The organism is Aggregatibacter actinomycetemcomitans, from assembly GCF_003130205.1.
Lineage (GTDB): Bacteria > Pseudomonadota > Gammaproteobacteria > Enterobacterales > Pasteurellaceae > Aggregatibacter > Aggregatibacter actinomycetemcomitans_A.
In genome coordinates, this window is sequence record NZ_NRDF01000005.1 from 68,357 (window position 1) to 81,974 (window position 13,618).

The 13,618-nt window shown below is 41.3% G+C and carries 9 protein-coding genes; 7 read left to right on the top strand and 2 right to left on the bottom strand.

Annotated elements, in window-relative coordinates; all coding sequences use genetic code 11:
- Positions 1 to 128 precede the first annotated feature (128 nt).
- From DK423_RS05530 to DK423_RS05560, 7 genes are all read left to right on the top strand, one after another.
- Positions 129 to 635, top strand: a complete 507-nt coding sequence (locus DK423_RS05530; protein ID WP_005545611.1) for a toxin-activating lysine-acyltransferase — start codon at positions 129 to 131, stop codon at positions 633 to 635.
- A 12-nt stretch (positions 636 to 647) separates the two neighbouring features.
- The gene (ltxA, locus tag DK423_RS05535; RefSeq protein ID WP_005557902.1) at positions 648 to 3,815 is read left to right on the top strand and encodes an RTX family leukotoxin LtxA; all 3,168 of its coding nucleotides are present in this window, start codon (positions 648 to 650) and stop codon (positions 3,813 to 3,815) included.
- Positions 3,816 to 3,883: 68 nt separating this feature from the next.
- Positions 3,884 to 6,007, top strand: a complete 2,124-nt coding sequence (locus DK423_RS05540; RefSeq protein ID WP_005557904.1) for a type I secretion system permease/ATPase — start codon at positions 3,884 to 3,886, stop codon at positions 6,005 to 6,007.
- A gap of 14 nt (positions 6,008 to 6,021) precedes the next feature.
- Positions 6,022 to 7,455: an HlyD family type I secretion periplasmic adaptor subunit gene (locus tag DK423_RS05545; RefSeq protein WP_005557906.1), complete on the top strand. Its 1,434-nt coding sequence runs from the start codon at positions 6,022 to 6,024 to the stop codon at positions 7,453 to 7,455.
- Positions 7,456 to 7,864: 409 nt separating this feature from the next.
- Entirely contained in the window at positions 7,865 to 9,745 is a 1,881-nt protein-coding gene (locus tag DK423_RS05550) for a PTS mannitol transporter subunit IICBA (RefSeq protein ID WP_109043900.1), read from the top strand.
- A 77-nt stretch (positions 9,746 to 9,822) separates the two neighbouring features.
- On the top strand, positions 9,823 to 10,971 hold the full coding sequence (locus DK423_RS05555; RefSeq protein ID WP_005557909.1) for a mannitol-1-phosphate 5-dehydrogenase: 1,149 nt from the start codon (positions 9,823 to 9,825) through the stop codon (positions 10,969 to 10,971).
- Positions 10,972 to 11,045: 74 nt separating this feature from the next.
- A complete protein-coding gene (locus tag DK423_RS05560) occupies positions 11,046 to 11,558 on the top strand; it encodes an MltR family transcriptional regulator (RefSeq protein WP_005557911.1) in 513 nt (170 codons plus the stop codon).
- 104 nt (positions 11,559 to 11,662) lie between these two features.
- Here the strand turns inward: DK423_RS05560 and iolG are convergent, their stop codons facing one another.
- Together iolG and iolE are read right to left on the bottom strand one after the other, a co-directional pair.
- Positions 11,663 to 12,673, bottom strand: coding sequence for an inositol 2-dehydrogenase (gene iolG / locus DK423_RS05565; RefSeq protein ID WP_061886057.1), 1,011 nt, complete (start codon positions 12,671 to 12,673; stop codon positions 11,663 to 11,665).
- A 2-nt stretch (positions 12,674 to 12,675) separates the two neighbouring features.
- Positions 12,676 to 13,572: a myo-inosose-2 dehydratase gene (iolE, locus tag DK423_RS05570; RefSeq protein ID WP_005557914.1), complete on the bottom strand. Its 897-nt coding sequence runs from the start codon at positions 13,570 to 13,572 to the stop codon at positions 12,676 to 12,678.
- Between the last annotated feature and the right edge of the window lie 46 nt (positions 13,573 to 13,618).

Below are 13,618 nucleotides of genomic sequence, written 5' to 3' on the forward strand. Positions count from 1 at the left end.
AATTAAATCATAGTCTATTTGATTTCGTAATGAGTTTGGCATTTTCTGTCATGCGATCGTGTAAGTTATTTTGTATATTGTGGTTTGGTTATCTTATTCAAAATAAATTATTAACAAGGAGATTTAATATGGAGAAAAATAATAATTTTGAAGTGTTAGGGTATGTGGCTTGGTTATGGGCAAATTCTCCTTTGCATAGAAATTGGTCTTTATCATTACTTGCTATTAATGTACTGCCTGCAATTCAATATGGGCAATATACATTATTAATGAGAGATGGGGTTCCTATTGCTTTTTGTAGCTGGGCAAATTTAAGCCTTGAGAATGAGATAAAATATCTTGAAGATGTATCATCTCTTGTTTATGACGATTGGAATTCCGGTGATCGTAAATGGTTTATTGATTGGATTGCGCCATTTGGTCACAATTATGTGCTTTATAAACATATGCGTAAATCATTTCCCTATGATTTATTCAGATCAATTCGTGTTTATAAAGGTTCGTCAGAGGGCAAAATTACTGAATTCCATGGAGGTAAAGTCGATAAACAATTAGCTAATAAAATCTTTCAACAATATCATTTTGAGTTAATCAATGAATTAAAAAACAAATCTGAAGTTATATCTATTAATTAAGGAGAATAGATTATGGCAACTACTACACTGCCAAATACAAAACAGCAAGCTGCACAGTTTGCAAATTCAGTTGCAGATAGAGCTAAGGAAAATATTGATGCTGCAAAAGAACAATTGCAAAAGGCGTTAGATAAATTAGGGAAGACAGGTAAGAAATTAACTTTATATATCCCTAAGAATTACAAAAAAGGAAATGGTCTTACTGCGCTTATAAAAGCAGCACAGAAGTTAGGGATTGAAGTATATCATGAAGGGAAAGACGGCCCGGCATTAACTAATGGTATTTTAAATACTGGGAAAAAATTACTTGGTCTTACCGAACGAGGTTTAACTTTATTTGCTCCGGAATTAGATAAATGGATTCAAGGTAATAAACATTTAAGTAATTCTGTGGGTAGTACTGGAAATTTGACAAAAGCGATAGATAAGGTTCAGAGTGTTCTTGGTACGTTACAAGCGTTTTTGAACACCGCATTTTCGGGCATGGATTTAGATGCCTTAATTAAAGCCCGTCAAAATGGTAAAAATGTAACAGATGTACAGCTAGCAAAAGCCAGTCTTAACCTGATTAATGAATTGATTGGTACTATTTCTAGCATTACAAATAATGTAGATACTTTTTCTAAACAACTTAATAAGTTAGGTGAAGCACTAGGACAAGTAAAACATTTTGGTAGTTTTGGAGATAAATTAAAGAATTTACCTAAGTTAGGTAATCTTGGAAAAGGTTTAGGTGCATTATCCGGTGTATTGTCGGCTATATCAGCGGCTCTATTACTTGCAAATAAAGATGCTGATACTGCAACGAAAGCAGCGGCTGCAGCTGAATTGACAAATAAAGTGCTAGGTAACATCGGTAAAGCGATCACACAATACTTGATTGCTCAACGTGCTGCAGCGGGGCTTTCTACTACGGGACCTGTCGCAGGGTTAATTGCCTCTGTGGTCAGCTTGGCAATCAGCCCTTTGTCTTTCCTAGGTATTGCGAAACAATTTGATCGTGCGAGAATGCTTGAGGAATACTCGAAACGCTTTAAGAAATTTGGTTATAACGGCGATAGTTTACTTGGTCAATTCTACAAAAATACAGGGATCGCAGATGCTGCGATTACAACGATTAACACTGTATTAAGTGCTATTGCAGCAGGGGTTGGTGCAGCCTCCGCCGGTTCTTTAGTTGGTGCGCCAATCGGTTTGTTAGTGAGTGCGATTACCAGCTTAATTTCAGGAATTCTTGATGCTTCTAAACAAGCCGTTTTTGAACATATCGCGAATCAGCTCGCCGATAAAATTAAAGCATGGGAGAATAAGTACGGTAAGAATTACTTTGAAAATGGCTATGATGCCCGTCATTCCGCCTTCTTGGAAGATTCACTAAAATTATTTAATGAGTTACGTGAAAAATATAAAACCGAAAATATATTATCTATCACTCAACAAGGTTGGGATCAGCGCATTGGTGAATTAGCAGGTATCACTCGTAATGGAGATCGTATTCAAAGTGGTAAAGCTTATGTGGATTATTTGAAAAAGGGTGAGGAGCTTGCAAAGCATAGCGATAAATTCACTAAACAGATTTTAGATCCAATCAAAGGTAATATTGATCTTTCGGGTATAAAAGGTTCTACCACTCTAACTTTTTTAAATCCGTTGTTAACCGCAGGTAAGGAAGAACGGAAAAGACGTCAGTCAGGTAAATATGAATTTATTACTGAATTAAAAGTAAAAGGACGTACCGATTGGAAGGTAAAAGGTGTTCCTAATTCTAATGGTGTATATGATTTTTCTAACTTAATTCAACATGCCGTTACACGTGATAATAAAGTTCTAGAAGCAAGATTAATTGCTAATTTGGGTGCTAAAGATGATTATGTTTTTGTCGGATCCGGTTCAACAATAGTTAATGCTGGAGACGGTTATGATGTGGTGGACTATAGTAAAGGTCGCACCGGTGCATTAACAATCGACGGTCGTAATGCTACTAAAGCCGGACAATATAAGGTTGAAAGAGATCTTAGCGGTACTCAAGTCTTGCAGGAAACCGTATCAAAGCAAGAAACTAAACGAGGGAAGGTTACCGATCTACTTGAATATCGTAACTATAAATTAGATTACTATTATACGAATAAGGGCTTTAAAGCTCATGATGAATTAAACTCAGTAGAGGAAATTATCGGCAGTAAATTACGGGATCATTTTTATGGTTCTAGATTTAATGATGTTTTCCATGGTCACGATGGTGATGATGTGATTTATGGTTATGATGGTGATGACCGCTTATATGGAGATAATGGTAATGATGAGATCCATGGAGGAAAAGGCAACGACAAACTTTATGGTGGCGCCGGCAATGACAGGCTCTTTGGTGAATATGGTAACAACTATCTAGACGGTGGTGAAGGCGACGACCATTTAGAAGGGGGGAATGGTTCCGATATTCTAAGAGGCGGAAGTGGCAATGATAAATTATTTGGAAACCAAGGAGATGACTTGCTTGATGGCGGAAAAGGTGATGATCAACTTGCCGGTGGAGAAGGAAATGATATTTATGTTTACCGTAAGGAATATGGCCACCACACTATTACGGAACATAGCGGTGATAAAGATAAATTATCATTAGCAAATATCAACCTCAAAGAGGTGTCATTTGAACGTAACGGCAATGATCTACTATTGAAAACAAATAATAGAACAGCAGTAACATTTAAAGGATGGTTTAATAAACCTAATTCGTCGGCGGGGTTAAATGAGTATCAAAGAAAACTTCTTGAATACGCACCTGAAAAGGATCGTGCACGACTTAAGAGACAATTTGAGTTACAGCGAGGTAAAGTCGACAAATCACTCAATAATAAAGTTGAAGAAATTATCGGTAAAGATGGGGAGCGGATTACTTCGCAAGACATTGATAATCTTCTTGATAAAAGTGGGAATAAAAAGACAATTTCACCTCAAGAGCTTGCCGGGCTTATTAAGAATAAAGGTAAGTCAAGTAGCCTTATGTCTTCTTCTCGTTCGTCAAGTATGCTTACACAAAAGTCCGGTTTGTCAAATGATATTAGTCGTATGATTTCAGCAACCAGTGGTTTTGGTTCATCCGGTAAAGCGTTATCCGCTTCGCCATTGCAGACCAATAATAACTTTAACTCTTACGCAAATTCGTTAGCAACTACTGCTTAATGAGTTATTGGCTTTTTAGTGATTCCGCATATTTGTATGTGTGGAATCACTGTTTTTCAGGATATGTAATGGACTCACAGAAAAATACTAATCTTGCTCTTCAGGCATTGGAAGTACTGGCTCAATATCATAATATTTCAATTAACCCTGAAGAAATAAAACATAAATTTGATATAGATGGGCATGGGCTGAACCAAACTAAATGGTTGCTTGCAGCAAGATCACTTGGATTAAAAGTAAGAACTACGAACAAAACAATTGATAGATTACCTTTTTTACATTTACCGGTATTGGCTTGGCGTGATGATGGTGACCACTTTATTTTATTGAAAATAGATCAAGAAACCGATCGTTACCTCATTTTTGATCTAATGCAAAAAAATCCTATTGTTTTAGACAAAAATGAATTTGAAGAACGTTATCAAAGCAAGGTGATTTTAGTTGCGTCACGCGCATCTATTGTAGGAAATTTAGCAAAATTCGATTTTACCTGGTTTATTCCTGCTGTAATTAAATACCGCAAAATTTTTATAGAAACGTTAATCGTTTCTATATTTTTGCAAATTTTTGCACTGATTACACCGCTCTTTTTTCAAGTCGTGATGGATAAGGTCTTGGTTCACCGTGGATTTTCAACATTGAATGTGATTACAGTGGCTCTTGCTATTGTAGTCTTATTTGAAATAGTCTTGGGGGGGCTGAGAACCTATGTGTTTGCTCATAGCACAAGTCGTATTGATGTCGAACTGGGAGCAAGACTTTTTCGTCACTTATTAGCTTTACCGATTTCTTATTTTGAAGCTCGTCGGGTTGGGGATACGGTGGCTCGTGTTCGTGAATTAGATCAAATTCGGAATTTCTTAACAGGGCAGGCACTTACCTCTATTTTAGACTTGTTATTCTCTTTTATTTTCTTCGCCGTTATGTGGTATTACAGCCCAAAATTAACATTAGTTGTACTCGGTTCTTTACCTTGTTATGTCATTTGGTCTGTTTTTATTAGTCCTATTCTTAGGAGACGGCTTGATGATAAGTTCGCAAGAAATGCCGACAATCAGTCTTTTCTTGTTGAATCAGTGACTGCCATTAATACAATTAAAGCGATGGCTATTTCTCCTCAAATGACTAACATTTGGGATAAACAGTTGGCGAGTTATGTTGCTGCGAGTTTTAAAGTGACCGTGCTTGCAACGATCGGGCAGCAAGGTATCCAACTTATCCAGAAAGCCGTTATGGTGATCAATCTATGGCTTGGCGCACATTTAGTTATTTCCGGTGATTTAAGTATTGGTCAGCTAATTGCATTTAATATGCTTGCGGGACAAATTATTAGCCCCGTGATTCGTTTAGCCCAGATCTGGCAAGATTTCCAACAGGTCGGTATTTCTGTTACTCGCTTAGGTGATGTGCTTAATTCGCCTACAGAGAATAATACCGCCTCAGTATCATTACCGGAAATTCAGGGTGAGATTAGTTTTAGAAATATTAAGTTCCGCTATAAACCGGATTCCCCTATGATTTTAAACAGTATTAACTTAGATATCAGTCAGGGAGAAGTGATTGGTATTGTTGGTCGTTCAGGTTCGGGAAAAAGTACGCTTACTAAACTTATCCAACGTTTTTATATTCCGGAGCAGGGGCAAGTCTTAATTGATGGTCACGATTTGGCACTAGCCGATCCAAACTGGTTACGCCGGCAAGTAGGTGTCGTCCTGCAAGATAATGTGTTGCTTAATCGAAGTATCAGAGAGAATATTGCGTTAACCAATCCGGGAATGCCAATGGAAAAGGTTATTGCCGCGGCAAAACTTGCGGGCGCGCACGATTTTATTTCTGAATTAAGAGAAGGTTATAACACTGTTGTGGGGGAACAGGGAGCCGGTCTGTCCGGAGGACAACGCCAACGGATCGCGATAGCAAGGGCATTAGTCAATAACCCACGGATTTTGATTTTTGATGAAGCAACCAGTGCACTTGATTACGAATCTGAAAATATCATTATGCATAATATGCACAAAATTTGCCAAGATCGTACCGTGCTTATCATTGCTCACCGCCTTTCTACTGTAAAAAATGCTGATCGCATCATTGTGATGGACAAAGGTGAAATCATCGAACAAGGCAAGCATCAAGAATTACTGAAAGATGAAAAAGGCCTTTACTATTATTTACACCAATTACAAGTAAATTAAAGGGACGAACGATAATGAAAACTTGGCTTTTGGCATTGTATGATGTGCTTTCCCGTTATAAAAACGTGTGGAATGAAACTTGGAAAATTCGTAAACAGCTTGATTCTCCGATTAGAGAAAAAGATGAAAATGAATTTCTGCCCGCGCATTTGGAATTAATTGAGACACCTGTATCAAATGCACCACGATTCGTGTCTTATTCCATTATGCTCTTTTTAACTTTAGCGATTATTGTTTCTATCTTTAGCAATGTGGAAATTATCGCAACCGCTTCAGGAAAATTCGCACTAAGCGGGAGAAGCAAAGAAATTAAACCGATTGAAAATTCATTGGTTAAAGATATTTTTGTGAAAGAGGGCGAATACGTGAAAAAGGGTGAACTATTGTTAAAACTGACCGCACTTGGTGCCGAAGCGGATACGTTAAAAACGAAGACATCGCTTTCTCAAGCTAAACTAGAGGAATTTCGTTATAAATCTTTATTGGAAGCTGTTGAAAAAGATCAATTACCAATATTAGATTTTTCTAAAATTGATTTGCCTTTTATGACGGAAAACGATCAAAAAAGGGTGACTTTACTGATTGAAGAGCAATTCTCTACTTGGCAAAAACAACGCCATCAGAAAACCTTGAATCTTAATAAAAAAGAAGCAGAAAAACTCAGTTATTTGGCACGAATAAAAAAATATGAGGGTTTGATTAATACAGAACAAGTCCGATTGGATGATTTTAGAGCCTTATATAAGGAACATGCTATTGCAAAACATACGGTTTTAGATGAAGAAAATAAATATCAGGATGCAATCAATGAGCTTGAAGTATATAAGGCGAGTTTAATGCAAGTTGAAAATGAAGTTTTATTGGCCAAAGAAGAGCAGGAATTAGTCACACAATTGTTCAAAAATGATATTTTAGACAAGCTAAAACAGGCGACGGATAATGTGAATTTATTGACATTCGAGCTGGACAAAAACAATCAACGCCAGCAAGTCTCTGAAATTCGAGCCCCTGTATCGGGTACTGTACAGCAATTAAAGGTTCACACAATAGATGGCGTTGTTACTACGGCTGAAACATTAATGGTAGTTGTGCCGGAAGAAGATTCCCTTGAAGTCACCGCACTTATTCAAAATAAAGATATTGGTTTTGTGAAAGAAGGGCAAGACGTCGTAATTAAGGTTGAAGCCTTCCCCTATACCCGTTATGGCTACTTAACAGGAAAAGTGAAAAATATTACTTTAGATGCGATTGAACATCCAAAGCTTGGACTTGTATTTAATACAATTATTGAATTGGATAAAAAAACACTTTCTACCGAAGAAAAAGAAATCCCGCTTTCTGCAGGGATGGAAATTACTGCAGAAATTAAGACAGGCATGAGAAGTGTTATAAGCTATCTACTCAGCCCATTAGAAGAATCTATTGATAAAAGTTTAAGAGAACGTTAATTATAAAAGATAGAATATAACATTCTGATTTTCCGCAATGTATCAAAAGTCTAAATTGAAAATGGATTTGGTTAGACAGTATAAAACGGTAACTTGATGATGGATTTATAATTGAAATCGTATTACCTGCATTTGCGAATACCAGCAAGCCGAAAGCCCGTTGTAGTTTTCTGGTGCAAAAGTGCGGTGGATTTCCCCGGTGTTTTTTTATCCTACTTTATTGGGATTAAAATGTGATCTAAATCACATAATTGTCTCCTTGAATTAAAAACTGTGATCTGTATTACGTTTTAAAAATTTTTGGTTAAAAAATATTGTGATGTAGTTCACATTTTTTCCGAAAAAAGTTTTTGACAAAAATTTTCTTGTGCTATTTTGACCGCACTTTAAACCTGTGACGGAGACAATTATGTTATCAGCAAGTGCAAAAGTGAAGATTCAAAGCTTCGGACGCTTTTTGTCTAATATGGTGATGCCGAATATCGGCGCGTTTATTGCCTGGGGTTTTATTACGGCGTTATTTATTCCGAGCGGTTGGTTGCCAAATGAAACCTTGGCGAAACTGGTCGGCCCGATGATTACGTATTTACTGCCGTTATTAATCGGTTATACGGGCGGTAAATTGATCGGTGGCGATCGTGGCGCGGTAGTCGGTGCGATTACCACGGCAGGGGTGATTATCGGGACCGATATTCCGATGTTCTTGGGGGCGATGATTGCCGGTCCGACAGGCGGTTGGGCGATTAAAACCTTTGATAAATGGGCGCACGGTAAAATCAAAAGCGGTTTTGAGATGTTGGTCAACAACTTCTCCTCTGGCATTATCGGGATGATTCTGGCGATTCTGTTCTTCTTTGTGGTCGGTCCTGTGGTGAAATCCTTAACCGAAGTGTTGGCGGCAGGCGTAAAAGTGTTAGTTGATAACAACTTGTTGCCATTAACCTCCATTTTCGTTGAACCGGCGAAGATTCTGTTCTTAAACAACGCCATTAACCACGGCATTTTCTCACCGCTTGGTATTCAACAATCACAAGAATTCGGTCAGTCCATTTTCTTCTTAATCGAAGCCAACCCGGGTCCGGGCTTGGGCGTGTTGTTAGCCTATATTTTCTTCGGTAAAGGGTCTGCTAAACAAACCGCAGGCGGTGCGGCGGTGATTCACTTCTTCGGCGGTATCCACGAAATCTATTTCCCTTATGTGTTAATGAATCCGCGCTTGTTACTCGCGGTTATTGCAGGCGGTATGTCCGGCGTGTTTACGTTGACTTTATTTAACGCAGGTTTAGTGTCACCGGCATCTCCGGGATCCATCATTGCGGTGTTGCTTATGACGCCGAAAACATCCTTAGTGGGCGTGATCAGTTCCGTGGTGGTGGCTTGTACGGTTTCCTTCGCCTTGTCCGTCTTCTTCCTGAAAATCCAAAAAGAAGAATCCACCAACTTGGAAGAAATGCAGGCGGCGTCTAAAGCCATGAAATCCGGTAACCTCAATCAAGGTGTGGTGACTGATTACAAAGGCTTAACCAAAATCTATGTGTCTTGCGATGCGGGCATGGGATCCAGTGCCATGGGTGCGAGTATGTTACGCAAAAAAGTGAAAGACGCGGGCTTGCCGTTGGATGTCACTAACGTGGCAATTAACGATTTACCGGAAGATGCCCGTTTGGTTATCACTCACCAGGATTTAACCCTGCGTGCGAAAAAACAAGTGCCGAACGCCATGCACTTATCCTTAACCAACTTCCTGGATAACAAATTCTACGACAGCCTGGTGCAGGATTTGAAAGAGCAATTAACAGCGCAACCGAAAGCAGAAGCAGCGCAGGCGCATGAGGACGTGGTGGAAGTGAACGGCACGAAATTCACCTTAACACCGGAACAAATTTTCCTGGGTTTAAAAGCCGATAGCAAAGAAGATGCCATTCGTTTTGCCGGTGAGCAATTAGTCAAATCGGGCTTTGTTGAACCGAGCTATGTCGATGCTATGTTTGAGCGTGAAAAATTGGTATCCACTTATCTTGGCGAAGGTGTTGTCGTGCCACACGGTACTATCGAAGCGAAAGATGCAGTGCTGAAAACCGGTATCGTGGTGTGCCAATATCCGGAAGGCGTGCGCTTCACCGACGAAGAGGACGGCATTGCCAAATTAGTGGTGGGGATTGCGGCGAAAAACAACGAGCATATTCAAGTAGTATCGGCGATTACCAACGCCTTAGACAGCGACGAAGCCATTGAATTATTGACCACCACCAACGATGTGGAAAAAGTCTTGGCGTTACTCAAAGCCTAAAAGTGCGGTTGATTTTAAAGGTGTTTTTACAGGCGACAGGCAGTGCGGTATGTAGCCTTACTTAAAGGAGAAATAACATGAAGGCATTACATTTCGGTGCGGGCAATATCGGTCGCGGATTTATCGGAAAATTATTGGCGGACAGCGGTGTTGAAGTGATTTTTGCCGATGTGAATGATAAGGTGATTGACTTGCTGAAAACGCAACAGTCCTATCATGTCAAAATCGTCGGCGACAGCGTGAATACGGTGGAAGAAGTCACTAACGTCACCGGCATCAATTCTAAAGATGAAAATGCCGTGATTGAATTATTCAAGACTGTAGATTTGGTGACCACCGCCGTCGGGCCGAATGTGCTGAAAATTATTTCCGGCACTATTGCAAAAGGCTTGGTTGCCCGTTTCGCCGCCGGAAACGACACGCCGTTAAATATCATCGCTTGTGAAAATATGGTGCGCGGCACAACCTTCTTAAAAGAGCAGGTTTTCACCCACTTAACGCCGGAACAACAAGCTAAAGCGGAAGCATTAGTCGGTTTCGTGGATTCCGCCGTGGATCGTATCGTACCGCCGGTACAAGCGGATGAAAGCGATCCGTTATTGGTCACTGTGGAAGAATTCAGCGAATGGATCGTGGATGAAACCCAGTTTAAAGGGCAAATTCCGGCAATTCGTGGCATGGAGAAAACCGATAATCTGATGGCGTTTGTGGAACGCAAATTGTTCACCCTGAATACCGGACACGCTACTACGTCTTACTTAGGCAAACTAAAAGGCTATCGCTTCGTGAAAGAAAGCATTGAAGACGACGCCATTAAAGCGGATGTGAAAGCCACCATGCAGGAAAGCGGCGCGGTGTTGATTAAACGTTATGGTTTTGATCCGCAGGCGCACGCGGCGTATATTGAAAAAATCTTAAAACGCTTTGCGAATCCGTTCCTGGTGGATGATGTGGATCGTGTGGGGCGCGAGCCTTTGCGCAAATTAAGCTACAACGACCGCTTAATCAAACCGTTGCGCGGCACATTGGAATACGGTTTGCCGAATCAGCATTTGGTCAACGCCATTGCCTCAGCCTTGGCGTATCGCAACGAACAGGATTCGCAAGCCTTGGAATTGGCGGCATCGCTTGCTGAAAACGGCGTCGCGGGAACCGTGCGTAAATATACCGAGTTGCAGGGCGATGCCGTGATTGAACGCATTGTCGCGGCTTATCAGGCGATTTAAGTGAAGTAGGGCGAATGAACGTTCGCCCTTGCGTTGTGAAATTTAAGATAATGGGTTTTTAAAAGGATTTTCAGGTGCCGATTGATCAGGTTTATGAAAAATTAAATGGCGCAATGTCTCTTCGCGGTTTCATCACCGTCTCCGTTGCGATTTTTGATGAAACCGTAGATGCATTGATTAACCGTGTTTTTCGTAAAACGGATTTCGCCGTGAAATCCGTGGTGGATTCCCTGTTTGAAACCTCCGGCCCGCTTTCCGATTTAAGCATTCGCTTAAAAGTGCTGCTGGGTTTAAGCATTGTGGAACAGCCGGTTTTTGCCGACATTCTTCACTTTATCGGGCTAAAAGAAACCTTAAATAACGACGAAAAAGACTATGATTTTTCCGATGATATTATTTTGGATTTCGCCCGCCATTTACATTTATTGGAAGATAAACAGCTCCTCGATTTCCCGCCCGAAGCCGACAATCAGGATTCCTTGCTTTACCAAATCAAACGTCAGCGCAAGGAAAAAGTTATCCGCTCCAGCCTCATTCTCACCATTACCGACATTTGCGAACGCCTGCAAACCGAAAGCCCGTTGTAGGTTTCGGGGCAAAAGTGCGGTCAAAAATTCAAGTGTTTTTTAACCCGCCGAAAAACAAAAGACCTGAATTCGCTTCAGGTCTTTTTTTATCATCGGAAATGCTTTTAGGCGATTTCCGCCAGTTTCACCGGGCGTCCTTCATCAAGAGAACGTTTTGCCGCCAACGCGATAAGCACAGGTTGCAAACCGTCGTTGCCGTTGACTAAAGTCGGTTTGTCGTTCACTACGGAATCCACAAAGCACGCCATTTCGTCAGCGAAAGATTGCATATAGCGTTCCAGGAAGAAATATTTCGGTTTTTCGGCAATCACGCCTGCTTCACAGGAATACACGGCGGTAGAATCGGTATCATTACGGGTTTGTACTGCGCCTTTCGAGCCGAACACTTCCGCCCGTTGGTCGTAGCCGTAAACCGCCTTGCGGCTGTTGTCGATTACACCGATCGCGCCATTCGCCAGTTTTAAGGTGATGACGGCGGTGTCAATATCGCCGGCTTTACCGATTTCCGGATTCACCAACACGCCACCCGCCGCATACACTTCCACGACTTCGCTGCTGGATAAATAACGGATCATGTCGAAATCATGAATGGTCATGTCAAAGAACATCCCGCCGGACACTTTAACGTATTCAATCGGCGGTGCGTCAGGGTCGCGGGAGGTGACGCGGATTAAGTGCGGTTCGCCGATGTCGCCGTTTTCCACGCGGGTCTTGATGGCTTTAAAGTTGTGGTCAAAACGACGGTTGAATCCTACCTGGAATTTCACGCCCGCTTTTTCCACTTCGGCTAAGACTTCTTTAATGCGATTTACATCGGCATCCACCGGTTTTTCGCAGAAAATGTGTTTGCCGGCACGGGCGGCTTCAATGGAAATCGGCGCGTGGGTGTTGGTGGAGGAACAAACCAACACGGCATCAATTTCAGGATCCTGCAAAATGTGTTTATAGTCTTCATAAACGTGCGGAATGCCCATGCCTTTCGCCCATTGTTTGAGCTCATCGGTGACGCGAACATCGGAAATCGCTTTGATTTCAGCGCCTTTGACATATTTTGTAATGCTTTCGGAATGTACGCGACCGATACGACCGGCGCCGATAATACCTACTTTAATCATGATTAAATCCCCGCTGTTTCTTTAATGTATTTACGGCCTTTGACGGCATATTCAAATGGGTTGGCGATTGCCGGATCCTGTTCCGCTTCAACGACCATCCAGCCTTTGTAATTGTGTTTCTCGAGAATGTCGAAAATCGGTCTGAAATCAATCACACCGTCGCCCGGCACGGTAAAGGTGCCTTTACGCACGCCTTCCAGGAAGCTCAGATTATTGGCTTTTACGTCGGCGACCACTTCATCGCGCACGTCTTTCAAATGCACGTGGCAAATGCGATCGATGTATTTTTCCAAAACATCCAGCATGGCTTTTTGTGAGCCTTCGGAATAGTAGAGATGACCTGAATCGAATAACAAATACACATCATCATTAACCACCGCCATATACTTATCAATTTCTGCCGGGGTTTGAATGCCGGTGCCCATGTGGTGGTGCAGGCAAACTTTCATGCCTTTTTCGGCGGCAAGTTTGGCAAGTTCGTTGTAACCTTCGGCGAGGCGTTGCCATTCTTCTTCGGTGAATACGGTTTTCTCTTTGAACACGGCTTTGGTGGTGCCTTGAATACTACGGCTTTGCTCGGAACAGCCGATCACTTTGGCGCCCATGGCATGGAGGAAATCACGATGTTTGATAAATTCTTTGATGGTTTCCTCTTTTTTACCATCGACAAAAAACGTACTGAACCACGCATTACAAATTTGAATACCGCGAACCGCCAGTTTATGTTTTAACACTTCCACATCGCGCGGATATTTATTTCCAACTTCACATCCGGTAAAACCCGCAAGTGCCATTTCACTTACACATTGTTCAAAGGTATTCTCTTTGCCAAGATCAGGCATATCATCGTTAGTCCAACCGATTGGCGCGATACCTAATTTCACGTTTTCAGCTTTCATAGTGTTTTCCTTCTCAACAGAGTGGTTAAATTGGAGAAATAAATTA